The sequence below is a fragment of the Macrococcus sp. GL_134 genome (assembly GCF_057834705.1).
Map to the genome: position 1 here is coordinate 1,098,690 of NZ_CM174409.1, position 23,392 is coordinate 1,122,081.

Consider the following 23,392-nt stretch of genomic DNA (forward strand, 5'->3'; position numbering starts at 1 on the left):
TTAATGGCAACTAACAAAAAGAAGAAAAGAAATACAAAGAAGCTGATCCTTCAAATCATAGGAGGATTAGTCATAGCAGCTGCCCTCATGTTGATGCTTGGGCTCGGCATGTTCATCTATTATGCGTGGAAAGCCCCTTCCTTCAACGAAAGCAGTTTAAGAGACCAGCTGCCTACTAAAATCTATGATAAAAATGATAACTTGGCGACTGTGCTCTATATGGGTCAGAAACGCGAAAGTGTCAAGTTCGCAGATATCCCTGATGAGATGCGCGACGCTGTTCTGGCGACTGAAGATAATCGTTTCTACGAACACGGTGCACTTGATTTCAAACGTCTGACAGGTGCTGTATTTAAAAACGTCACTAAAGGATTCGGCTCCCAAGGGGCTTCTACTTTGACGCAACAAGTGGTTAAACGGTCATTTCTGACGGATAAGAAGTCCATCGAACGTAAAGCACAGGAAGCATACTTATCCTATCGCTTAGAGCAGGAATACAGCAAGAATGATATTTTTGAAATGTACATGAACAAAATTTATTATTCTGACGGAATTTATGGTGTCAAAACAGCAGCTCAGTATTATTTCAACAAAGATCTGAGTGATTTGACTCTTGCAGAATCAGCCTATTTAGCTGGTCTTCCTCAGATTCCTAACAGCTATAATATTTACGATCATCCAGAAGCTGCTGAAAAAAGAAAAGACACGGTTCTCTATTTGATGAACCGTCATAACCGCATTACAAAAGAAGAAATGGAAAAAGCACAAAGTGAAGATTTGTCTGCTAATTTAGTAGAACGAACGACGGCTGATCGCCAAAATATTGAGCAGAACGACCCTCAGTATGCATCTTACGTCAATATCATCAAAGAAGAAATTAAGAACAATAAAGAATTCAAAGGTGAGTCAATCAATGACATATTAACGAGCGGACTGGATATCTATACCAATATGGATATGAATGCACAGCAGACGCTGCAGAATAACGTTGATAATTTGACTGCCTACAAAAATAAATACAATCAAACAGGTGTCACTATTCTAGATACAAAAACCGGTGGTCTTGCCGCAATTTCCGGCGGACGTAATTATCAGGATGTGGTTGACCGCAATCAGGCAACCGATCCTCACGCAGTCGGTTCAACCATCAAACCGATATTAAGCTACGGTCCTATCATTGAAAAAGAACAATGGCCGACTGACCATAAAATCGAAGATGAGAGTGAATACGATATTAACGGCAATACGTTCAAAAACTACGATACACAGAATCATGGTATTGTGACGATGCGTGATGCACTGAGAAAAAGTTATAATATCCCGGCCTTAAAAGCATTTGAAGTAGCTAAAAACGAAGCTGGCAGTGACGCGCCTTATAACTTTGCGAAAGATCTCGGTCTTAAGTACCCTTCTAAAACACTGGGCCCTGCTGAAGCACTGGGCGGCGGTGCATCAGAATTTTCAACGAAACAAATGGCGGCTGCCTTCTCTGCTTTTGGCAACGGTGGGCAGTACAATGAAGCTCATGCGATCAGAAAAATTGTGACACAGGATGATGAAACAATTAAATTTTCACATCGGTCTGAAAAAGTAATGGAAGATTATACCGCATACATGATCACTGATATGCTGAAAGATGTTTTTGAGCCTTATGGCACTGCTTATGGAACTGGCATTCCAGGACTCAATATGGCTGCTAAAACAGGTACTTCAACTTATGCCGATGAAACTTATAAAGAATATAATCTGCCGACAGATGCTGCAAAAGATGTCTGGATTACGGGCTATACCCCACAATATACAATGTCCGTCTGGATGGGCTTCACTAAGCTCGCTGAGAACGGGGAAAATTCATTTATCGGCCATAATGAACAAGTACTACCGCAAATTCTATACAAAAATGTCATGACTGCTATCAGCCCGATTGACGGCACAGATTTCGAGAAACCTGCTTCCGTGACAGATGTAGGTTCAGAATTAAAAGTAACAGGAACAAATCCTGCTAACACTATTACAACTGATACAGATAAATCATCAACTGAATATCCGACACCAACGACAGAAGCTGCACGATCAACCAATGAACGTGCAGCCTCTTCTGCAAATGAGCCAGTGACGACAGAGAAAGCAACAACGGAACAGCCGACGACGGAAAAAGCAACCACAGAGAAAGCAACCACAGAGAAACCGACGACCGAAAAAGCAACGACAGAGAAACCGACGACCGAACAGCCGACGACCGAAAAAGCAACGACAGAGAAACCAACGACAGAGAAACCAACGACAGAGACAGCTTCAAGCGAGTTGACTCCTAGTGAACAAGCAGCAAAAGATTTAAAAGCGGCGAGCGATAAAGCAGCAGCTGAACTCAAGGCAGCCAATGAAAAAGCAGCGGCAGAGCTGAAGGCCGCAGCTGAAAAAGCGGCTAATGGACAGTAGCTGAAAACAAAGAAAGCACATCGAATCGATGTGCTTTCTTTTATTTGTTTCTATTTTTTCTTATTTCCATGACTGCCTTGAGTTTTTTCAGTTCTTGTCGCATCGTCTTCATCTGCTGATATCTCATAAAATGAAACTTATCCTGGGAGAAATAATCAACCCGCTCCACGACATTCAATGGTTTATATTCAAGCGCTTCAAGCTCGGACAGCTCCACTCTGTCACGGTCGTTGATTTCAAACATCATGTCAAGCAGTGCTGAACGGTAGTCTGATATCAGCTGTAGACCTTCATCATGATGAAGCTGCTTGATTTCCGCTAACTCGTCCAACCTATTTTCCTTAGCTGAAAACCATGCTTCACTCTGCATCAGTAATCACCTTCTTCCGCTTACGCCCTTCGCGGCAGTCTTCAAGTAATGGACATTCGAGACACTTTGGCTGCCGTGCCGTGCAATGATAACGACCGAAGAAAATCAGCTGGTGATGTGTCTTATTCCATCGTTCGCGAGGAATCTTGCTGCACAACGTCTCTTCAACTTCAGTCACATTATCTTTCCACTTACAAATACCAAGTCGTTTAGAAACACGTTCAACGTGAGTGTCGACAGCTAATGCTGGCGTTCCGAATGCAACAGAGACAACGACATTCGCAGTCTTTCTCCCTACTCCCGGTAGTTTGACGAGTTCACTATGCGCTCTTGGAATTTCGCCGTCATAATGATCGATCAGCATCCGGCATAATGCCTGAATGTTCTTTGCTTTGTTGCGGTATAGTCCGATTGAGCGGATATCATCCATCAACTCTTCAACCGGTACAGCCAGATAATCTTCCGGCGTCTTATATTTCTGAAATAACGTTCGGGTCACTCGATTGACCGCTGCATCTGTACACTGCGCTGACATCAATACAGCAATCGTCAGTTCAAACGGATTGTCATGAATGAGTTCACATTCTGCGTCAGGGAACATATCATCAATGACATCCAGCATTTCCATGACCTTCTTCTTACTTATCATATGGATTTTCTCCATTCACCCAGTCGAAAACCGGAAAGTTTTCCACTGTTTTTGTAAATTGTTTTGTCTGCTGATAATCTTTTCTGACAGTTCTAGAGTCATCCACTGTTTTGACATTTCGTTTTTTCCAGTTCAGTAAAATTCGGTCAATATATTTGAAACTGATCTTATCATGAACAACTGCTTCGTCCATTGCTGCATGAATCAATTCTACTGAGTGGTGATCCGTATCTATCCAGTGGGTCAATGTCTGCATTTCAATCGGAGTCAACGGCCGGCCGAACTGCACTTCAAAACGTTCAAATAACTGCGTGAAATTCATCTGCTTCTCTATTGAGTCGTTATTAGACATCTTGTCCGCTAATTCTGATAGTTGTTCGTCCAGTGGTGTCAGCGAAAAATGCTCACTGTACTGCTGGTCTGAATGACCGACTGTAACTGTCAAAATATCCTTTTGAATCAACCCTTGTATCAGAGCTGCAACCTGATTTTCATCAAGTGATGTCTCTTGTGCGATAGCTTCAAATGAAGGCATCTCACTTGTCTCACTGCTGATCAGCACCAGCTTGAGCAGTATCACAAGTTCTGTTTCATTGATATTCAACTTTGTATAATCTTTAATGAGACTCTTTGGTACTGCCAGCTGCTGATTAATAAATTGGAGCATAGTCTTCACCTACAAGAAAGAGGTCGAGACTTACGTCTCAGCCTCTTTGAATTATTATGGATACAATCTGTTCAGTAATCTTGGGAACGGGCTGGTCTCTCTGACATGTTCTACTCCGGACAGCCAGGCAACCGTACGTTCTAGACCAAGACCGAAGCCTGAATGCGGCACGCTGCCGTATTTACGAAGGTCCGTATAATACGTATAAGCAGCCGGATCAAGCCCATGCTCATTTATACGTGCCTCAAGGAGCTCCAGATCATTAATACGTTCAGAGCCTCCGATGATCTCACCGTAACCTTCCGGTGCAATCAAGTCAGCACACTTCACTGTGCCTTCTTCCTCAGGGTTCGGCTGCATGTAGAACGGCTTGATTTTCGTCGGGTAGTTGACGATGAAGACCGGCAGATCAAAATGATTGGCGATAGCTGTTTCGTGTGGTGCACCGAAGTCGTCTCCCCATTCAATATCATCAAAATTCCATTCTTTCAGCAGCTTGATAGCTTCTGTATAGGTGATTCTTGGGAATGGCGCCGTCACTTTTGAAAGTTTTTCAGTATCGCGACCAAGAATTTTAAGATCGAGCTCACAATTTTTAAGGACGGACTGCACAACAAAGCTGACATAGTTTTCTTGTACTACCAGGCTCTCTTCATGGTCACAAAATGCCATCTCAGGCTCAATCATCCAGAATTCAATTAAATGACGTCTCGTTTTAGATTTCTCAGCACGGAATGTCGGACCGAATGAGAAGACTTTACCATGAGCCATCGCTGCCGCTTCCATATATAACTGTCCGCTTTGTGATAGAAAGGCATCTTCCTCGAAGTATTTCGTATGGAACAGTTCACTTGTTCCTTCAGGTGCACTGCCTGTTAAAATCGGTGGATCGATTTTAGTGAAACCTTCACGATTGAAGAATTCATAAGTCGCACGAATCACTTCATTTCTGATTTTCATAACCGCATGCTGGCGTTTAGAACGCAGCCATAAGTGACGGTGATCGAGCAGGAATTCTGGACCATGTGCTTTCGGTGTGATAGGATAATCGACTGCCTCATGAATCACTTCAAGGTCAGTGACTTCCATCTCATAACCAAAATCAGAACGGTCGTCTTCTTTAATGACACCTGTAATATACAAAGAGGTCTCCTGCGTGATACCTTTTGCAGTTTTGAATAGTTCTTCACCGATATTTTCCTTGACGACGACAGCCTGCATAAATCCTGTTCCGTCTCTTAACTGCAGGAATGCAATTTTGCCGCTCGAGCGTTTGTTCAAAATCCATGCACCGATAGTAACTGTATCACCGACATGACTGCCGGCTTGATGAATCGTTATTTTCATGAGTTGTTCTCCATTCTTTTCTCTACAAATTGTTTCGTTCTTTTGATGGCTTCCAGCATTGAATCTAAATCTGTCGCATAGGACAGACGAATATTGTCAGGTGAACCGAAGCTTGAACCTGGAACTACCGCTACAAGGGCCTGTTCGAGCAGCTGTTCAACAAATTCATCTGCTGACTGATAGCCACATAATCGAACGGTCTCTTTGACGTTCGGATACAAGTAGAATGCACCTTTAGGTTTAATACATCGAATTCCTGGTATTTCCATCAGTTTCGGATAGATAGTCTCCAGTCGCTCTTTAAAGATACTGTTCATCTCATTGATGAATGTCTCGTCACCATTATATGCCTCGACCGCAGCCCACTGAGAAGGTGTCGTCGGATTACTGGTCGAATGGCTTGCAAGATCTGTCATCGCTTTGATCAATGCAGCATCTCCTGCCGCATATCCAATACGCCAGCCGGTCATCGAATGACTTTTTGACACACCGTTGATGACGACCGTGAGCCGCTTGATATCATCGTTTAAACTTGCAATGCTCACATGGCTGCCATCATAGATCAATGTTTCATAGATCTCATCTGATACAACAATGATGTTGTTCTTCACTGCAAACTCAGCGACAGCTTCAAGTTCTTTCCGGTCATAGACGACACCGGATGGGTTATTTGGAGTATTCACAATCACCGCCTTTGTCCGCGGCGTCACTATTGATTCAAGCATCTCTTTCGTTACTTTGTAATCTGTCGTTTCATCAGTAAACACGTAGACGGGTTTACCGCCGGCAAGAATGACCTGTTCAGGATAACTCACCCAATACGGGATAGGAATAATGACTTCATCACCTTCATTCAAGATAGACTGAAACAAGTTATAAAGGGCATGCTTAGCACCCGATGCTACCATGATTTCATTTAACTCATAGTCAAGATGATTTTTTGCCAGTTTCTGCTGGATGGCTTTCTTTAATACCGGTAATCCCCCCGCCGGCGTATATTTTGTCTGACCATCCTGAACGGCCTTAAATGCAGCATCGATTATATGATCCGGGGTATTAAAGTCCGGCTCTCCTGCAGCAAGACCGATGACAGGTTCACCATTAGCCTTCAGTTCATTAGCTTTGGCTGTAATGGCTAATGTCGATGACGGTGTTAATTGTTTGACTCTGTTAGATAGTTCCATGGGTCAGCTCCTTAACCATATGATAGTTTTATTTTACCAAAGTTAGCGCTATTCTTTAAATCATTTATTTACAGCAGGCTTATTTTTCTCAATCCAGCAGATGAACTCTGAAAGATTGCCTCGTTCAATTTGATATTGTTTCAGCACACTGTCAAACACTTTGTGATAATGTGCTTCAACTATTCTCCGGTCCATACAGATGATGATGCCGTCATCATCTTCATGACGGATCAACCGCCCGGCTGCTTGTCTCACCTTTGTCGCCGCATAGGGCAGCTGATAATTGTCAAAACTGTCTGCTGTTTCATCCTGCATGAGCATGACACGCTTATCATTCGGATGGATGAACGGCAGACTGACAATCATGACGCATTTAAATTCTGTGGACTGATAGTCAAGTCCTTCATAAAATGACTGTGTCCCTAGTAGTACACCACTATCCAGCTGGTTGAACTGAGTCAGCAGTTTATGCGGGTTTGACTGCGGTGTCTGCACCAGCATGACATGACTTGTCACTGACTCCAAGTACTGTTCAACTTCCTGAATCAGCTGATAGTTATTGAACAGGACAAGCATCTTTTTATGGCCTGTTGCCAAATAAGAAGTAATGTAGAGGACGACCTGCTGAATAAATGCATCAGTTGATCGAAAATTAAATAGCGGCACATCATCAGGAATAAAAAACGTTACTTTTTGATTCCGATGCGCTGGATTAAAAGCGATGATATCTTTGTCGTGCTGACCGAACAGCGGATTTAAATGCTTGACGGATTGATCCAGCAGCAGCGACCCTGACAATAATGTCAAGGAATGAAAATGCTGGATCAACTGCTGATTGAAGATGTCATCAATTTTACGATCTTTCACATAGATGCATAAAGTAGCTTTATTTGCATTAGTCGTTGAATAAAAAACCAGCTTCTGCTTGTCTACAGCGCTTTTCATCTGCTGAAAGATTTGATAGACATACCTCGACTGTTTTTTGACCAGGCGGCTGAACGGGAGATGTTCGATCGTCTCATTAAATGACTTCAGACACTCCACCAGTTGACTCAGCAGCTGACTAGTTTCTGACAGACGCTGAAAATGATGTGGTTCCGCCTGCTTGCTTAAATCATCAAAAAACTGATCATTCAATTGTTCAATCTCCATGAGCTGATCTTTCAGTTCAATATAAGACGTCCCTATCGAATCAATCGTCATCTTATCATATGACATCGTGTTATATTCAGTGAACAATAGTCCGTCTTCTTTTGACAGCTGTGACAAGTTGTATTTGACAATCTGATAACTCCATTCCGTATACGTATGATTGATAGCTACTTCCTGCAATTGATGCCCTTCATCAATGACCAGATGATTAAAATATTTAGGAAACCCTTCATGTCCGGAATGAAGTAGATGTGAATGGTTGGTAATGCCGAGCATCGGTACATTGATGGTTTTGACATCTTGATATAAATAAGTGTCCTGTCTAGCTTTATATAAATTTCTCATTAAATCAAAGTAGATTTTTCTTCCACCATTCAAGTTGATGCGTTCGATATCACCGTCACTGCCCTCCAATAAAAACACCAGGAGCTGCATTTTAAGAAGCAGAATATCATGATTTTCTTTTTTATCTTCAACAATAAATTTGACGAATTCAACCGAAATATAATTGCGTTTACTTTTCAGCAGTACGAGTGGTAGTTCACTCTGCAGCGTCTGTTCAATCTTCAAGGCATCAGCATGAATCAATTGCTGCTGCAGTGCTTTTGTAGCAGTCGACAGCAGTATGTTTTCCTCATGTGTAAGAACGTAGTAAACAGCGGCTGTTAAATAAGCAAGCGTCTTGCCGCTGCCGACTTCCGCTTCAATCAATTTTACTTTGTTATTCACCATATTGTCATAGATCAACTCAGTCAAATAGAGCTGTTCCTTCCGGTCGTTCAAACCGTTATCTTTAATGATCTTCCGGTAAAACTGAGCCAGTGTCATGTCCAGTGTAGAATGGACGTAATTTCTAGATGAAGCGACATATTTCAACCCTGAAGCTTCAGGCAGAACATCCTGACCTCGATGATTTTCAATGATCGGAAAGAGCAGATGATCGATATCATTTTTAAGTTTCTTTGATAGATGATAGAGCTGAATAAGGGTCTTCTTTGGAAGTGAAGCCGCTTTGCCGAGACACTTGATCAACAATTCAGCAGTTGCCTGAGCATCAGCTATCGCGGAATGTGCATCATCGAGCGTGACATCGAGCGCCGCTGCTATTACACCCAGCTGATAACTCGACTGGTCTGGATAAAATATTTTGAAGAGATCTACCGTATCAATCGTATATTTAGGATCAAAATGCATCTCATATTTATTGAACAGCTGCATCAGAAAATTTAAATCAAAGTTAATATTATGTGCTACAAACACTCTATTTTGCAGCAGCTCCAAAATGCGCGGGGCAATCTGATCAAATGACGGGGCATCTCTCACCATGTCATTGTTGATGCCTGTCAGTGATTCGATAAATGGTGAAATCGTTTCATCTGTATAGATATAGCTGTCAAACTTCTGGATGATTTGATGATTGTCCACAATGACAATGCCAATCTGAATAATTTCATCTACTGCTGCATTATTACCAGTCGTTTCAATATCTACTACTGCAAGCTGCATGTTAATCCACCTGCATTTCTATATCAGCGCTGATAAATTGATGTCTATGACCAGTATCATCGACAACAATGAGTCGCCCGTCATCCATTATATCAATCGCTTCACCCATTATCTGCTTATTCCCTTCAGTGTATCGGAGCACCCTGCCCCAAATATTCGAATAGCTTTTGTACTGGTCTTTAATTTCATTAAAGTCATGAGTGAGAAATAATTGATAGTAATGTGCAAGCCGTCTACATAAAGACTCGAAAAACTGATAGCGATTGACTGCTGCGCCACTCTCGAGTGCAATACTTGTCGCCCTGTCTGTTAAATCATCCTGAAAATCACTCGCCTCGTGATTAAGGTTGATGCCTATGCCGCAGATAATATGCTTCACACTTGTTGAATCACCATTGATCTCTGTTAAAAACCCACATACTTTTCGATCATGAATATAAATATCATTCGGCCATTTGACCTCTGCTTTTACCCCGTATTCACTGCGGATTGTCTCTGCAATAGCAAGAGATATAAACAAATTGAAGGTCGTGATCTTCTGAAATGAGATCTGTGGATGGAACACGACGCTCATCCATAGTCCTTTCTTTCCTTGAGAATCCCAGACGCGATTGAATCTACCACGGCCTTCTGTCTGTATTTCACTGATGACAATGAACGGCTCATCAGTTTCAAGCAATTTTTCCTGTGCAATTTTCTGTGTGGAAGTCACTTCTTGATAAACATGAATAGCGTTAAAATCAGTCGATGTCCTGATCATCAGTTTCATCAGATTATTGTCCCAGACGTCAGGGAAAGAGACGAGCTTATACCCTTTGTTCTGAACAGATCCAATGACAAATCCTTCCTGTTTTAAACTCTCGATAGTTTTCCATACAGCAGTCCTGCTGATATTCAGTTGTTCGGCTGCCTTCTGACCAGACACATAGTTGTCTTTATGGTCATAGAGATAGGACAGAATCTTATATTTATATTTTGACATGGTTATCTACCCACTTTAGTATATCTTTCTGACAATTCGGCAGTCTGCCGAGCACTATCAATTCTTCTATTTCAAGAAGTATTTCTTTCAGCCAGCTTCCGCCTCTTCTATTGAGATGTGTCATCAAGTCATGGCCATCAATCATCATATCTGACCGTTCCTTGATGGGGAGTTGAACTAAAATAGCATTCACATCATCAACAGTCACGTTTACTTGTTCACCTAGTGCAGCAAGCATGTTCAAACAATCTCCCGTCAATGTGCCGTAATGGTAGACCGTAAGCGGCAGTGGATGATTCTCCGACAGTTCTGTATAAATAGCACGCGCTGCTTTTATTCGCTTCACTTCATGATTCGATAACTTCAGCTGCGATATATCATGACAAGCAATCATGTCCTTGTATAGGCAATAGCCCATATAGGATTCAAAAGTCACTGCACGAACCGGCTTGTACAGCTGTTTCATCTGACTGAAGACTGGTATGGACTGGTATAAATATGTATGTTCCATCGTTGTCATCGCTGAAGCAGGATTTAATCCTGCTAACAGCTTCTTGACTTCCACGATGATACGTTCAATGGACACGTGACGCATCAGCGCACTGTGCGTCACCATTGCTTGTTTCGTTTGTGGTTCAATGGCAAAGTCTAAAGCACTTTGAAAGCGGCAGGCTCTAAGCATACGAAGAGCATCCTCAGAAAAGCGGTCATAAGCATTTCCCACTGCACGAATATATTTATTTTGAAGATCCTGTTGACCGCCGACATAATCAACCACTTGAAACTGCCTGTCAAGAGCCATCGCATTGATGGTGAAATCCCGTCTCAACAGATCATCCTTAAGTTCAGTCACAAAAAACACGTTGTCCGGCCGCCTGTAATCATCATAACTACCTTCCACTCTAAAGGTCGTCACTTCGTAAGAGTCACCTTCGTAAAGCACCATCATCGTGCCATGCTCCTTGCCTACTGGTATAGTGCGGCTGAAAATATGTTCAACCTCTTCCGGAGTGGCGCTCGTTGCTATATCCACATCATTGATGGGTATATTGAGCAGGTGATTTCTGACTGCACCACCGACAATGAAAGCACGGTGGCCATGTCTTTCCAGCTGTTCGATCAGCGGCACTGCTGTCTGCAATTTAGCGAGATTGTCCATTGATTAACTCCTGGTATAGCTGCTCATACTGATTGGTAATATGGTCAGAGGCAAATCGTTCATTGATATCAACCAGCATCTCTTCCTGTAATTTTCTGTAATACACATCATCTGTCAGTAATTTAACCGCATAACGGCTCGCTGCCTCTGTGTCTCCGACGTCTACAAGTAAACCTGTCTTGTCATGCTGGATGACTTCGCCGATGCCGCCAGCTCGTGTGCCGATACAAACGACACCACAGTACATGGCTTCAAGAAGAACAAGACCGAAGCTTTCCTTTTCTGACATCAGCAGGAATAAGTCAGACAATTGGTAGAACGGCGCTACCTGTTCCTGTTTTCCGATGAACAGCACATCATCCGCTATACCCAGTCGTTTCGCAAGCTGGCGCATTTTTGACAGTTCCGGACCGTCCCCGATCAGCAACAACTTCACTTTGAGTTGACTTCGTACTTTTTTGAAGGTTTGGATAATATCCTGAATTCGTTTCACTTTACGGAAGTTCGAGACATGTGTGATGACTTTATAATCATCAGGAATCGCATAATTTCGTTTTAATTCGGCATTCGTGTTCACTGTAAAATCTTTTTCGTTGATGAAGTTGTACACAGTGACAATATTTTTGTCAGGATTGATGACTTGCATTGTTTCCTCAATCAATGCATGACTGACACTCGTCACGACATCACTTTCTTCAATACCGTACTTAATGGCTTCACGCAGAGTGGAATCATATCCAAGAACTGTGATATCCGTCCCGTGCAGTGTGGTGACGATTTTGACATCTTTTCTGGCAATTTGACGCGCCAGTATACCACAGATGGCATGAGGGACTGCATAGTGCATATGGAGCACATCAAGATCATAGGCATTGATGACTTCAGCGATTTTTGTTGCCAGTGTGATGTCATACGGCGGATATTGAAAGACGGCATATTGGTTGACATCTACTTGGTGCAGCGTAATATTAGGCCGCTGAAACTGGATTCTAAAAGGAGTATTCGATGTAATAAAATGAACATCGTGGCCTCGTTCAGCCATCTTTAATCCCAGTTCTGTTGCAATGATGCCTGATCCACCCATCGTTGGATAACATGTAATTCCTATCTTCATACTATTCACCTAAACTTTCGTAGTAACTAATAATCGCACTGGCGCTGCCTTCATTCGTTGCTAACGGAACATCATAGACATCTGACAATCGCAACAGTGCAGAGACATCAGGTTCATGCGGCTGTGCAGTGAGGGGATCTCTGAAGAAAAATATCGCATCAATGTCCTGATTAGCGACAAGTGCTCCAATCTCCTGGTCTCCTCCGAGCGGACCTGATTTAAAACGATGGACATTCAATCCTGTCTGGTCAGAGACACGCTGACCAGTCGTTCCGGTCGCAAATAACTCATGTTTTTTAAATTCATCCAGATGCTGCAGTATAAAATTGACGAGCGCCTCTTTTTTCTGGTCGTGTGCAATAATCGCAAATTTCATTCTGTTCTCCTTTCAAAACGGTTTTTGTCCCTTGTATTGACTTTATCCATTGTGCGTTGAAAGTAATCCGTCAAATCAATGTCCATGGAGTTAGCCAGGCAGATCAGAACAAATAAATTATCGGCGAGTTCCATGCCAATGTCTTTTTCCTGTTCAGATAGTTTCTTTTGTTTGGGTCCATAGACATGGTTGATTTCGCGAGCTAATTCACCGACTTCTTCTGTTAACCGTACCATGTTTTCCATCGGAGAAAAATAACCTGCTTTAAACTGATTGATATACTGATCGACTTCATGCTGCATGTCTGCTAAACTTTTCATACATCCTCCTATTGCCTATCTATACCGTTCACGTTTATTATTAAATGGTAAAGGGGGTATCTATTTGCGTTTTACTATTAAGCCGTTGAACATTTTGATGATACTACTTGGAAGTTTTATCTTTAGTTTCGGCATTGTCAACTTTAATATGGCACACCATTTAACTGAAGGTGGCTTCACTGGTATCGCTCTTATATTATATCATTTATTTGACTGGAGTCCTGCTGTACTGAATCTAATTTTCAATATTCCGTTGTTCTTTGTCGGTTATCGTCTGCTCGGTAAGACGTCATTCATCTACACGCTGATCGGCACTCTGAGTGTATCAGTCTTCCTCTATTTGTGCGGACAGTTTCCTGCTCATATCAATCTTAAGGATGACTTGATGCTCGTTGCATTATGCGGCGGTGTGCTGATTGGTATCGGCCTCGGAATTATTTTCCGCTTTGGAGGGACAACTGGCGGCGTAGACATTGTTGCACGTCTCATGAAGAAATATTTTGATGTTGCTATGGGCAAAACGATGTTCATCTTTGATTGTTTTGTCATCCTTCTGACGTTACTGACAATCGGTGATTACAAACTGACGTTATATACACTTGTCTGTGTCTTCGTCGGTTCCAGAGTCATCGATGCGATACAAGATGCCGGCTATTCAGCTCGAGGTGCGTTAATCATTTCTGAACATTATGAACAGCTCGGAGACGAAATCAATAAGCAGCTGGAACGGGGGGTCACTCAAATTTCAGCGCAGGGACATTATTCTAAAGCAAACCGTCCGATGTTATACTGTGTAGTGCCTAAAAATGAAATCACTCGACTGAAACAACTGGTTCATGTGATTGATCCCCATGCTTTTGTCTCACTGCTTGAAGTCCATGACGTCCTTGGTGAAGGATTCACGCTGGATGAGAACAAACAGTTACTCGAACAAAACTAAAAAAGAACTCAACGTAATCGTTGAGTTCTTTTTTAGTTATTAGTCGCTGCTTCTTGCCAGCATAAACATTCTGACAAACTCTGCAACAGCAATAGCAGTTGCTGCCACATAAGTCATCGCAGCGGCAGATAAGACTGACTTCGCATGACGATATTCCTGTGCATCGACCATTTGAAGCTGTTGAATTTGATTCATCGCACGTTTACTTGCATCGAATTCAACCGGTAACGTTACGATAGAGAACAATACTGCAAATGCCATCAATGCGACACCCGCCCAGATTGCCATTGAACCGATACCACCACCAGTGCTTGAAATACTTGTTAATACCGCACCGATCATAATCAGTAAATAACTGAAAGATGTTCCTAAGTTAGCAAGCGGCAATAAGCTTGTTCTGAATTTCAAGAAACCATAGCCCGTAGCGTGCTGAATGGCATGCCCTACTTCGTGAGCAGCAATAGCAGTGCCTGCCACACTTGGTTGTCTGAAGTTAGATGGACTTAAGACGACACGTTTGCTTCTTGGATCATAATGGTCAGACAAAAAGCCTTGACCTTCAATAACTTCTACATCGTGAATCCCATTAGCAGCAAGTATTTCTTCTGCCACCTGCTTACCTGATTTACCTGAAGTTGATCTTACCTTAGAGTACTTATTATAGGTGGATTTTACTCGAGCCTGAAAATACATAGGTACTAACATAATCAATACAAAATATATAATATAACCCATTCATACACTCTCCTTTAATGTTATTTTATAAAGATGGTCAGATTAAGTCAAATGATATTATCTGATTAATTTTCTCCATAGTATCACTATAGGAATCACCGACAGCCAGAATGCAAAGTAACCGATATGACGAATATATTGTTCCAGCATGCTGTAAACTGGATACTGCATATAGACATAATCTATGACATCATTATGAAAGACCCAGATGATTGTTGCAAGTATATGCCACTTCTTAATTTTGAAAAATGGCAGAAATATGAACGCTTCTATTGCCATGATGCTATGGGACACACACAGCATCAATCCCATACTAGTCACCTCGCCAAGTTCAATAAAAGTAAATAGATTCATAACCACAGCCCAGACCCCATATTTAATGAGTGTCACAAAGGCAAGTGATTCCATAAGACCTGAATGTCTACCTAATACGATCAGTGTCAGTGCAATCACTAGAAATAAAGAAGCAGTCGGGCTGTCAGGTACAAACGGCATGAAATACCATTCTGTCCGTGACAGCTGTCCGCCGTACCAGTAATAGCCGTATAAAGTTCCAAGAAGGTTGCAAATCATTAAAAATATGAGGAAATATTTGTTCATCAACCAAAAGTAATACTGCTGTTTCATGTGGCCTCCCTATAAAAAAAGAGCCATCTTATCAGATGACTCCTAATGAATTATTTTTTGATTTCATTGCCATCTTTATCTGTTTCGTGAAGACCTTCGATGAATTTAGCAACCTCGTCAATTTGTTTATCAGTCAATGTATCTTTGAATGATGGCATTGCACCAGCACCATTTTCTACAAATCCTTTGACACCTGCTGCTGGAAGTTTTGATTCAACTAAGTTTGGACCAGCCCCGCCTGTCAATTCACCACCATGACAGCTTGTACAGTTCGATTTAATGATGTTTTCATAAGTTGGATCCGTTTTATCTAAGTTCGTAAATGAAATCGCACCTTGCGCTTCCTGCTTCTCCCAGTCATGGTAAGCAGAAGATTCCCATGTTGTATAGAAAATAATAGCAACTGCTGATAGCATTAATCCAGAAGCGATAGGACGTTTGTACCATTTACGTTCACGACCACGGTCTAACCATGGTGCAAGCAGTAAAGCACCAAAGGCAATACCCGGCAGCACGATAGCACCGAATGTATTGAATGGACCAGATGCGTAAGTATACTTCAGAATTTGGTACAAGAACAGGAAGTACCAGTCTGGAAGTGGTGTATAACCAGTATCTGAAGCGTCAGCTACACGTTCCAACGGTGAAGGATGAGCTACAGTCAAGCATAGAAATGCCACTAAGAATACTGCACCAGTCATCCATTCCTTCAGTAAGAAATCGGGCCAGAAACTTTCGGTTTTACCAGGAAATTCTGAATAATCTCTATTTAATTTGGCTTTCTTGTATTGTTTAATACGAGAGTCACCAACAAATGTCATACCTTTACCTTTATGCATTCCTCATTACCTCCTTTATAGTATATTCGGTCTTATAGTGGGCCTGAAATACCTTGTTTTCTGATCATGATAAAATGCGCCGCTAATAACGCGAATAAACATGCCGGCAGGAAGAAGACGTGGATAGCGAAGAAACGTGTCAATGTTTGAGCACCGACGATTTCCGGGTCACCAGCAAGCAATGTTTTCACCCATCCACCAATGAATGGAACGGCTTCTGCAATCTGCAGACCTACCTTTGTTCCAAACAATGCTTTCATATCCCATGGTAACAAGTACCCTGTGAAACTTAAACCAAGCATCACGAAGAAAATTAACACACCGACAACCCAGTTCAATTCACGAGGTTGTTTGTATGATCCTGTAAAGAACACACGAAGTGTATGCAGGAACATCATCACGACAACTAAACTCGCACCCCAGTGGTGCATACCGCGGACAATGACACCAGCTGCAACATCATGCTGCAAGTAATAAACTGATTTCCATGCATTCACAATATCAGGAACATAGTACATAGTCAGGAACATTCCTGACAGCACTTGGATCACAGTAATGAAAAATGTTAAACCACCAAAACAATAGACGAAAGCAGAAAAGTGATAAGCAGGGTTGACATGCTCAGGCACTTCATGATCCGCGATATCACGCCAGATTGGTGTTACATCAAGTCTATCATCGACCCAATCATAGATTTTCTCGATCATTATTTACCCTCCTTATTTTGCTAACTCATTTGGATGCTTTTTACCGATTGTCAGCATGCCGCCTTTTTCGCCAGTTTCATACTGGTCAAGCGGTGCAAGTGGTGGTGTACCAGGAATGTTTTTGCCATTCTTCTCGTAACGACCATTATGACATGGGCAGAAGAATTGATTCGGATTCTCTTTGTCACCGTTCCAGTTGACTGTACAGCCCAAGTGCTTACATGTCGGTGAAAGTGCGACTACGTTATCGCCGTCTTTGTAAACCCATGCAAACGCAGTCACTTCGCTTGTATACCATGCGTCTTTTTGTTCGAACTTAAAATCTACTTTAGTAGGTTCTTCTTTAAGTTCTGATATTTTGACGCTTGTTGTTATCATACCGCCTGCAGAACCTGATTTGAAGACTGGATCCAATGCAAATCGACCCATCGGCAAAACGATACCTGCTGCCATAAATGACCCAACTCCCATCAGGGAATAGTTTAAAAATTGGCGTCTTGTGACACGTTGGCTCATTTAGATTTCCCCCCTCTAACGCTTCTTTTTCTTAAAAATATACTAGGACATATCAATTTTAGCCTAATAACTAATGATGGTCAATATAATGGCGGAAATAAGTCGATTAAATAACGTTACTTATTCCACATCTTAATAATTTCACGCATCAGATCTTTCACTTGATTATCTATCATGTCTTCCTTGAATTCATCGTGCATCGTTTCCAGCGGGAATATATTAACTTTAAAATGATGTTCAGTAGTCTGCAGTTTACTGGACATTGCTGTAACAAACATAATATTTTTCAAGCCGTAGCTTTTCAACTGTTCAGCGATGACCGTTGTCAATGTATAATCTTCCTGCACTTGTACCGGTGGAATCAGCAGCACGCGACCTTTGAATTGATTTTCAACCTGCATCGTCATCAATTGAATGATTTCGAACTGGTCGACTATCGTCATCAACTGACCTCTATAGTCCACATCGATAACTGGAATAATCGCTGTGTCGATGTATTCCAGCTGATGTTTGATTTCTTTTAGATCTCTGTAATTAAATAACATCGTGTCAGTCCTTTAGTTTTTTAATAATAGTACTGAAATAGTCAAAATCATCTTTATCATGAAGTAACAGTGACATATCTACTTTTTCGCTGATTATCTCAGCCAGCCGCTGCCGTTCTAATGGGTTTAAATACGCAAAGCTGTCCGGCATCTGTCGTCTATCGATCAGCGCAACCAATCGTTCATAATACTGCAATTCATTGAATTTAGGTTCATGGAAAGCAAAATAAAAATAGAACTCTCCTTCAATTTCATTTAACAGATGAAAAATAACATCGGCCTCTGTAATAATTCTACCTTTGTAATGAAACAACAGCTGATGTGAATGCGTCAATGTCAGTCCTTCTGACAGTTCGCCTGCAGGACTGACAAATACAAAGTGCTCAAGCACTCTGTGATCCTTAAGAAAGTTAAGCACCCATACGGTTTCTTTCTGATCAATCAAGTAATGATAGAGTGCATACTTCAGAAGTCCTCGACGCCGTTCAACGACGTTGAGCATAGAATTATCTGTCATAAGGATCAAAACCTGGGTCTAATTTAACAAGCTGCTCACTGATAGGAGATGCGTCCTGGCCGATTTCCAGCAGGTAATTGTAGTAGTCATGAAGAAAATCAATATTTTCATTCAGATCACTGTAAGCCTGTTCATAAAAATGTCTGGCTTCTGTATCGCGTTCAAGCTGCTGATAACTATAAGCAAGATTCCATTTGACGATAGGGTCGACATCATCCTCATCAATCAATGAAAACAGTCTTACGGATTCTTCGAACATCTCGTTTTCTTTGTAGTAGTCAGATAAAAGAAGCGCAGCCTCCGTATAAGAGGGATCGATAGTGAGTGCTTGAATTAAATATGGTTCAGCTTCCTGATTTTTTACATGCAGCATTACACGCGCTGTATCCACGAGCAGCTCTTTGAAGAATTCATTCAGTGCAAGTCCTTGTTTACCGACGATGATGGCTTCATCGTACAATCGCTCTGCTTCATACAAATTGACGAGCAGTAAATACGCCTGCATATAGTCAGGGTCTTTATCCAGTAATGTTGTTAAAACTTGGATGGCATCCGGCAGATGATCATTCTTTTCTAAAGCGATGGCCTTTTTAAAGAAATCATCACTCGTCATCTCTTTCTCTTCCAGCTTGCTGTAGTACTGCTCAGCTTCTTCGTAGTTACCGCTCTGCAGCATCGCATCAGCAAGGCGGCTGTTGATATTGACCTGGTTAATGACCGATTCACCATGATTCAGCAAAGTTTCATATCTTCTTGCTGCCTGTAAATATTCACCGTCATAATAGAACAGTTCTGCAAGTGCGAATGTAATGATCAGTTCATCCGGTGCCATCTCTTCTGCAGTCCTCAACTTATCAAGTGCTACTTCTACCATTCCTTGCTGCTGGTAGACATCCGCTTCCAGTAAGTACCGTTCTGTTGTAGGCGGTGCATGATGAAGTACTTCTAGTGCCTTGTCAACTTGGTTTTCATCGATGAGTCCTTCGATATAATAGACCAACAGTTCAATTTCGTCAGGAAATTGATGGTAGAGGACATCAAAAATCTTCATTCCTTGAGGCACTAGACCATATTGATACAATGTTTCTCCTAGAATAAACAGTCCTTCATGATCATCGGAGGTTAAAACTTCATTTACCTCTTCATCAATGGACTCAATGTGCTGTAAATGTACTTTATCTATAATCTGATAGACATCCATTATTGTGCTCCTAACTTATTCATTGTCTCCATAAAGTCGGGAAACGATACTGCGATACTTTCAAATCCTTTAATTGTAACGGGTTCATCAAGTAACAGACTGGCTGTTGCAAGCATCATGCCGATTCTATGATCGCCCCGGCTGTCCGTCACGTCTTGTCGAGCCGTTCGACCGGGTTCAATTATCATACCATCATGAGTAGCAGTCAACTTAAATCCTAACTTCCTAAGCTCTTCGACAACTGCATCAATTCGGTTCGTTTCTTTGACTTTCAGTTCTTCTGCATCCTTTATCATACTCGTGCCGTCTGCCTGTGTCATCAATAATGCAATAATCGGCAGTTCATCAATCAATCTTGGTATTAGATCGCCTTCGATAGTAATAGGAAGCAAATGTTCAGTATAACGAACTCTGATGGTCGCTGTCGGTTCACCGGTAGATGTGACGTCAGTGACTTCTATATACCCCCCCATCCTTTTGATGACGTCTATCATTCCATCTCTCGTGGTATTGATGCCAACATGGTTAAGCACCACATCACTACCTGGTGTTATCAGAGCAGCTGCCATTAAAAAGGCGGCAGACGATATATCACCCGGCACAGTAAAATCACCAGCCTTCAGCTGTTCGACAGCCCCAGGCGGCAGAGTTATGGTATGATCGTCTACTGAGATGTCAATCCCATAGACTGGAAACATGGTTTCTGTATGATTTCGTGTTTTAACCCGCTCAGTAATGATGACAGGCTGCTTGGCATATAATCCAGCAAATAGAATAGCAGATTTCACTTGAGCGCTGTCAACAGGCATCTCATAATGAATCCCGCTGACTACAGAAGGTTCAATCAGCAACGGTGTTCTGCTGTTATTGTGGCTGCCTGTTATTCTGACACCCATAGCCGTCAGCGGATCAATGATACGTTCCATCGGACGTCTGCCGATAGATGCATCTCCAGCTAATATCGTTCTAAAAGGCATGCCGCTCATGACTCCTGCAAGCAGGCGGGTAGTCGTACCCGAATTACCTGTATACAGCACTTGGACGGGTTCTTTGAAATTCTTAAATCCTTCAGACGTCACTGTGACCTGCTCATCGCTTACTGTAATAGCCACACCCAGCCTTCTGAAGACATCAATAGTCGACAGACAGTCTTCACCGAGCAGCGGCCGTCTGATGGCAGAAGTCCCTTGCGCTAGAGAACTCAGTATAATCGCGCGGTGTGTGATTGATTTGTCGCCCGGAACAGAAGTAGATCCTTGTAATGGGCCAGTTAATTTAATGGTCATCATATCCTCCTAATAATGACGTTAACTGCTGAAAGGCCAGCAACAGCTCATGATAACCGAAGCTTTTCATATACGGCCTATCTTCAAGCAGTACAAATTGAATATATTCATCTTTATTTTTTTTATCTTTTTTCATCAAATCATAATAACAGGAGAAATCATCAAAACGCGGTAGAGGGAGGTGCAATGCGTGAAACCACTTCAGCAGCTGCAATGGATGCCTCCCAGACAGTATCTCCATGTAGAGAAGCCCGATCATCACAGCATGACCATGAGCAATCTTATGCTTAAACTCTACTGCATGGCCGAATGTATGCCCTAAATTTAAATAGCTTCTCATTCCATGTTCATATTCATCTGCCACTACTATATCGAGCTTCTTCTTAATGCCCGCCATTATCCAATGTTCCATCCGATTGAGCTGATTGAGTTCGAATGAAGTCGGGATGTCATGCTCAAGCTGCTGTCTTACTTCTTCAGATTCAAGCATCGCATGTTTAATGACTTCAGCAAAGCCGCTTAATTTTTCGTTGTAGGATAATGAGGTCAAAAATGACAGATCGTAATAAACACCAGCCGGGCGTTTAAACGCACCTATCAAGTTCTTTCCTGCATGACTGTTGATTCCGGTCTTTCCGCCGACACTCGAGTCATGCGCGAGAATGGTCGTCGGTACTTGTATAAAATCAACACCTCGCAGTAACGTCGCTGCAATAAATCCTGCGAAGTCTCCTACGCTTCCACCGCCAACTGCAATAACAACCGATTGACGAGACACACCTGATGCAAGGATAGCCTCAATAACAGCTGAATATTCCTCGATAGTCTTCAGACGTTCTCCTCCATCTACTTCAAAGACAAGGTCCGGCTCTTTAATCAATTTTTTAATTTTTTCGTGGTGATAATGACTCACTTGTTTGTCGATAATATATATATAATGCTGGTAATGATTGATTTCACTAAGTTTTGCTAACGCCATATCTCCGATGACAATCGGATAATTGCGATCAGAATAAGTGGTCGTCAGTTCCATTAAAACTCCCTCACTTCATCTCGGTAGCGATTCACTTGCGCTATCAGCTGTTCCATATGATTAGACTGGAACTCTTCGAGCACTGCACGTGCAATTTCAAAGGCAACGGCATGTTCACAAACAATGGAAGCGGCAGGCACAGCACAGCTGTCTGACCGTTCAATACTTGCCTGATAGGTTTCTTTCGTAGCGATATCGACAGATGGAAGCGGCTTATACAGCGTTGGGATGGGTTTCATGACAGCATTTACTGTAATAGGCATACCATTAGTCATTCCGCCTTCAAATCCACCAAGATGATTACTTAAGCGGTAATACCCTTCGCTCTCATCATAGGCAATAGGATCTTGGACCTCACTGCCAGGGAGACTGCTCAACTTGAAGCCTTCTCCAAAAGATACGCCCTTGAATGCATTGATGCTGACGACACTCTGTGCAATGCGGCCGTCAAGCTTCCGGTCGTAATGGACATAGCTCCCGAGTCCAGGTGGACAATTGATCACAGTGACTTCCACTTCTCCCCCAATTGAATCACCCGCTTTTTTTGCGGCATCAATTCGTTCCCGCATCTGTTCCGCTACAGCTGCATCCAAGCATCTGACATCATTGCTATCATTTCCTGCTGCTATTTCGGCCCAAGTATACTGTCCGTCATCTTTAATGCCGCCAATTTCTTTGACACGACTGATGATCTGAATATCCAGCTGTTTAAGCAATATCTTCGACACCGCACCGACAGCAACCCTTGCAGCTGTTTCACGGGCGCTTGAACGTTCAAGAACATTTCTCAGATCACGATGGTTGTATTTCATCCCGCCAACCAAATCTGCATGGCCAGGTCGTGGTTTTGTGATGACCCGCTTCATCTGCTCTTGTGCTGATTCATCAATCGGCGCTGTTCCCATAATTTTCAGCCAGTGTTTATGGTCATCATTCGTAACAACAAGTGTAATAGGACTTCCTAGTGTATAACCATTTCTGACACCAGACATGATTTCAACAGTATCCTTTTCAATCTGCATGCGTCGGCCGCGACCATAGCCTCCCTGCCTCTTGAGGAGTTCTTCAGTAATTTCTTCTGCTGTCAGCTGAAGATTAGCTGGAATTCCTTCAATGATGACGGTTAATTGTGGGCCATGTGATTCGCCCGCTGTTAAAAATCTCACATTTACTCATCCTCT

At 42.3% G+C, this 23,392-nt stretch carries 24 protein-coding genes; 2 read left to right on the forward strand and 22 right to left on the reverse strand.

Features of this window, described 5'->3' with window-relative positions; all coding sequences use genetic code 11:
- The first annotated feature begins 3 nt into the window (after nt 1-3).
- The gene (locus AC3IPL_RS05595) at nt 4-2,439 is read left to right on the forward strand and encodes a transglycosylase domain-containing protein (RefSeq protein WP_489239650.1); all 2,436 of its coding nucleotides are present in this window, start codon (nt 4-6) and stop codon (nt 2,437-2,439) included.
- Between the two features lie 40 nt (nt 2,440-2,479).
- Here the strand turns inward: AC3IPL_RS05595 and AC3IPL_RS05600 are convergent, their stop codons facing one another.
- From AC3IPL_RS05600 to AC3IPL_RS05650, 11 genes are read right to left on the reverse strand one after another with little or no spacing between them, the layout of a single operon-like run.
- Entirely contained in the window at nt 2,480-2,809 is a 330-nt protein-coding gene (locus tag AC3IPL_RS05600; RefSeq protein ID WP_489239652.1) for a YpoC family protein, read from the reverse strand.
- Nucleotides 2,799-3,458: an endonuclease III gene (gene nth / locus AC3IPL_RS05605; RefSeq protein WP_489239654.1), complete on the reverse strand. Its 660-nt coding sequence runs from the start codon at nt 3,456-3,458 to the stop codon at nt 2,799-2,801. The genes AC3IPL_RS05600 and nth overlap by 11 nt, the downstream gene beginning before the upstream one ends.
- Entirely contained in the window at nt 3,448-4,125 is a 678-nt protein-coding gene (locus AC3IPL_RS05610; protein WP_489239656.1) for a DnaD domain-containing protein, read from the reverse strand. The genes nth and AC3IPL_RS05610 overlap by 11 nt, the downstream gene beginning before the upstream one ends.
- A gap of 54 nt (nt 4,126-4,179) precedes the next feature.
- A complete protein-coding gene (asnS, locus tag AC3IPL_RS05615; RefSeq protein ID WP_489239658.1) occupies nt 4,180-5,472 on the reverse strand; it encodes an asparagine--tRNA ligase in 1,293 nt (430 codons plus the stop codon).
- Complete coding sequence (locus tag AC3IPL_RS05620; protein ID WP_489239660.1) at nt 5,469-6,656, reverse strand: pyridoxal phosphate-dependent aminotransferase; 1,188 nt, start codon at nt 6,654-6,656, stop codon at nt 5,469-5,471. Before AC3IPL_RS05620 ends, asnS begins: the two co-directional genes overlap by 4 nt.
- Before the next feature lie 60 nt (nt 6,657-6,716).
- Entirely contained in the window at nt 6,717-9,314 is a 2,598-nt protein-coding gene (locus tag AC3IPL_RS05625) for a helicase C-terminal domain-containing protein (protein WP_489239662.1), read from the reverse strand.
- Nucleotide 9,315: 1 nt separating this feature from the next.
- Nucleotides 9,316-10,296, reverse strand: a complete 981-nt coding sequence (locus tag AC3IPL_RS05630; RefSeq protein WP_489239664.1) for a biotin--[acetyl-CoA-carboxylase] ligase — start codon at nt 10,294-10,296, stop codon at nt 9,316-9,318.
- A complete protein-coding gene (locus AC3IPL_RS05635) occupies nt 10,283-11,455 on the reverse strand; it encodes a CCA tRNA nucleotidyltransferase (protein ID WP_489239666.1) in 1,173 nt (390 codons plus the stop codon). The genes AC3IPL_RS05630 and AC3IPL_RS05635 overlap by 14 nt, the downstream gene beginning before the upstream one ends.
- Nucleotides 11,439-12,569 (reverse strand): N-acetyl-alpha-D-glucosaminyl L-malate synthase BshA, encoded by a 1,131-nt coding sequence (gene bshA, locus AC3IPL_RS05640; RefSeq protein ID WP_489239668.1) that lies wholly within the window; start codon nt 12,567-12,569, stop codon nt 11,439-11,441. The genes AC3IPL_RS05635 and bshA overlap by 17 nt, the downstream gene beginning before the upstream one ends.
- Nucleotide 12,570: 1 nt before the next feature.
- A complete protein-coding gene (gene mgsA / locus AC3IPL_RS05645) occupies nt 12,571-12,945 on the reverse strand; it encodes a methylglyoxal synthase (RefSeq protein ID WP_489239670.1) in 375 nt (124 codons plus the stop codon).
- Nucleotides 12,942-13,265, reverse strand: a complete 324-nt coding sequence (locus tag AC3IPL_RS05650; RefSeq protein WP_489239671.1) for a nucleotide pyrophosphohydrolase — start codon at nt 13,263-13,265, stop codon at nt 12,942-12,944. The genes mgsA and AC3IPL_RS05650 overlap by 4 nt, the downstream gene beginning before the upstream one ends.
- A 64-nt stretch (nt 13,266-13,329) precedes the next feature.
- Here AC3IPL_RS05650 and AC3IPL_RS05655 point away from each other — a divergent pair, with 64 nt between their 5' ends.
- Entirely contained in the window at nt 13,330-14,205 is an 876-nt protein-coding gene (locus AC3IPL_RS05655; protein ID WP_489239673.1) for a YitT family protein, read from the forward strand.
- A 39-nt stretch (nt 14,206-14,244) separates the two neighbouring features.
- On the opposite strand, the gene AC3IPL_RS05660 is transcribed toward AC3IPL_RS05655, so the two are convergent.
- The 11 genes from AC3IPL_RS05660 to aroC form a co-directional block, all read right to left on the reverse strand.
- The gene (locus AC3IPL_RS05660; RefSeq protein ID WP_489239674.1) at nt 14,245-14,940 is read right to left on the reverse strand and encodes a zinc metallopeptidase; all 696 of its coding nucleotides are present in this window, start codon (nt 14,938-14,940) and stop codon (nt 14,245-14,247) included.
- 57 nt (nt 14,941-14,997) lie between these two features.
- Nucleotides 14,998-15,567 (reverse strand): DUF1405 domain-containing protein, encoded by a 570-nt coding sequence (locus AC3IPL_RS05665; RefSeq protein WP_489239675.1) that lies wholly within the window; start codon nt 15,565-15,567, stop codon nt 14,998-15,000.
- Between the two features lie 50 nt (nt 15,568-15,617).
- Complete coding sequence (locus tag AC3IPL_RS05670; protein ID WP_489239676.1) at nt 15,618-16,406, reverse strand: c-type cytochrome; 789 nt, start codon at nt 16,404-16,406, stop codon at nt 15,618-15,620.
- A 32-nt stretch (nt 16,407-16,438) separates the two neighbouring features.
- Nucleotides 16,439-17,113, reverse strand: coding sequence for a menaquinol-cytochrome c reductase cytochrome b subunit (gene qcrB / locus AC3IPL_RS05675; RefSeq protein ID WP_133442826.1), 675 nt, complete (start codon nt 17,111-17,113; stop codon nt 16,439-16,441).
- Nucleotides 17,114-17,125: 12 nt separating this feature from the next.
- A complete protein-coding gene (locus tag AC3IPL_RS05680; protein ID WP_489239677.1) occupies nt 17,126-17,629 on the reverse strand; it encodes a QcrA and Rieske domain-containing protein in 504 nt (167 codons plus the stop codon).
- Between the two features lie 116 nt (nt 17,630-17,745).
- A complete protein-coding gene (locus AC3IPL_RS05685) occupies nt 17,746-18,174 on the reverse strand; it encodes a DUF2487 family protein (RefSeq protein WP_489239678.1) in 429 nt (142 codons plus the stop codon).
- Between the two features lie 4 nt (nt 18,175-18,178).
- A complete protein-coding gene (locus AC3IPL_RS05690; protein ID WP_489239680.1) occupies nt 18,179-18,691 on the reverse strand; it encodes a YpiB family protein in 513 nt (170 codons plus the stop codon).
- Nucleotides 18,681-19,895, reverse strand: a complete 1,215-nt coding sequence (locus tag AC3IPL_RS05695) for a tetratricopeptide repeat protein (protein WP_489242286.1) — start codon at nt 19,893-19,895, stop codon at nt 18,681-18,683. Before AC3IPL_RS05695 ends, AC3IPL_RS05690 begins: the two co-directional genes overlap by 11 nt.
- Nucleotides 19,892-21,181 carry a 3-phosphoshikimate 1-carboxyvinyltransferase gene (aroA, locus tag AC3IPL_RS05700; RefSeq protein WP_489239682.1) on the reverse strand — a complete coding sequence of 430 codons (1,290 nt, stop codon included), beginning with the start codon at nt 21,179-21,181 and terminating at the stop codon, nt 19,892-19,894. Before aroA ends, AC3IPL_RS05695 begins: the two co-directional genes overlap by 4 nt.
- On the reverse strand, nt 21,168-22,211 hold the full coding sequence (locus AC3IPL_RS05705; RefSeq protein ID WP_489239683.1) for a 3-dehydroquinate synthase: 1,044 nt from the start codon (nt 22,209-22,211) through the stop codon (nt 21,168-21,170). The genes aroA and AC3IPL_RS05705 overlap by 14 nt, the downstream gene beginning before the upstream one ends.
- Nucleotides 22,211-23,377 carry a chorismate synthase gene (aroC, locus tag AC3IPL_RS05710; protein ID WP_489239684.1) on the reverse strand — a complete coding sequence of 389 codons (1,167 nt, stop codon included), beginning with the start codon at nt 23,375-23,377 and terminating at the stop codon, nt 22,211-22,213. Before aroC ends, AC3IPL_RS05705 begins: the two co-directional genes overlap by 1 nt.
- Nucleotides 23,378-23,392 lie beyond the last annotated feature (15 nt).

Bases quoted from the DNA above. Each gene is read 5' to 3' on its own strand.
- aroA (WP_489239682.1), bottom strand. From the start codon at position 21,181: ATGATGACCATTAAATTAACTGGCCCATTACAAGGATCTACTTCTGTT.
- AC3IPL_RS05660 (WP_489239674.1), bottom strand. From the start codon at position 14,940: ATGGGTTATATTATATATTTTGTATTGATTATGTTAGTACCTATGTAT.
- AC3IPL_RS05600 (WP_489239652.1), bottom strand. From the start codon at position 2,809: ATGCAGAGTGAAGCATGGTTTTCAGCTAAGGAAAATAGGTTGGACGAG.
- AC3IPL_RS05635 (WP_489239666.1), bottom strand. From the start codon at position 11,455: ATGGACAATCTCGCTAAATTGCAGACAGCAGTGCCGCTGATCGAACAG.
- AC3IPL_RS05665 (WP_489239675.1), bottom strand. From the start codon at position 15,567: ATGAAACAGCAGTATTACTTTTGGTTGATGAACAAATATTTCCTCATA.
- nth (WP_489239654.1), bottom strand. From the start codon at position 3,458: ATGATAAGTAAGAAGAAGGTCATGGAAATGCTGGATGTCATTGATGAT.
- AC3IPL_RS05650 (WP_489239671.1), bottom strand. From the start codon at position 13,265: ATGAAAAGTTTAGCAGACATGCAGCATGAAGTCGATCAGTATATCAAT.
- AC3IPL_RS05620 (WP_489239660.1), bottom strand. From the start codon at position 6,656: ATGGAACTATCTAACAGAGTCAAACAATTAACACCGTCATCGACATTA.
- bshA (WP_489239668.1), bottom strand. From the start codon at position 12,569: ATGAAGATAGGAATTACATGTTATCCAACGATGGGTGGATCAGGCATC.
- AC3IPL_RS05690 (WP_489239680.1), bottom strand. From the start codon at position 18,691: ATGACAGATAATTCTATGCTCAACGTCGTTGAACGGCGTCGAGGACTT.
- mgsA (WP_489239670.1), bottom strand. From the start codon at position 12,945: ATGAAATTTGCGATTATTGCACACGACCAGAAAAAAGAGGCGCTCGTC.
- AC3IPL_RS05625 (WP_489239662.1), bottom strand. From the start codon at position 9,314: ATGCAGCTTGCAGTAGTAGATATTGAAACGACTGGTAATAATGCAGCA.
- AC3IPL_RS05680 (WP_489239677.1), bottom strand. From the start codon at position 17,629: ATGAGCCAACGTGTCACAAGACGCCAATTTTTAAACTATTCCCTGATG.
- qcrB (WP_133442826.1), bottom strand. From the start codon at position 17,113: ATGATCGAGAAAATCTATGATTGGGTCGATGATAGACTTGATGTAACA.
- AC3IPL_RS05670 (WP_489239676.1), bottom strand. From the start codon at position 16,406: ATGCATAAAGGTAAAGGTATGACATTTGTTGGTGACTCTCGTATTAAA.
- AC3IPL_RS05685 (WP_489239678.1), bottom strand. From the start codon at position 18,174: ATGTTATTTAATTACAGAGATCTAAAAGAAATCAAACATCAGCTGGAA.
- AC3IPL_RS05610 (WP_489239656.1), bottom strand. From the start codon at position 4,125: ATGCTCCAATTTATTAATCAGCAGCTGGCAGTACCAAAGAGTCTCATT.
- asnS (WP_489239658.1), bottom strand. From the start codon at position 5,472: ATGAAAATAACGATTCATCAAGCCGGCAGTCATGTCGGTGATACAGTT.
- AC3IPL_RS05595 (WP_489239650.1), top strand. From the start codon at position 4: ATGGCAACTAACAAAAAGAAGAAAAGAAATACAAAGAAGCTGATCCTT.
- AC3IPL_RS05705 (WP_489239683.1), bottom strand. From the start codon at position 22,211: ATGGAACTGACGACCACTTATTCTGATCGCAATTATCCGATTGTCATC.
- AC3IPL_RS05630 (WP_489239664.1), bottom strand. From the start codon at position 10,296: ATGTCAAAATATAAATATAAGATTCTGTCCTATCTCTATGACCATAAA.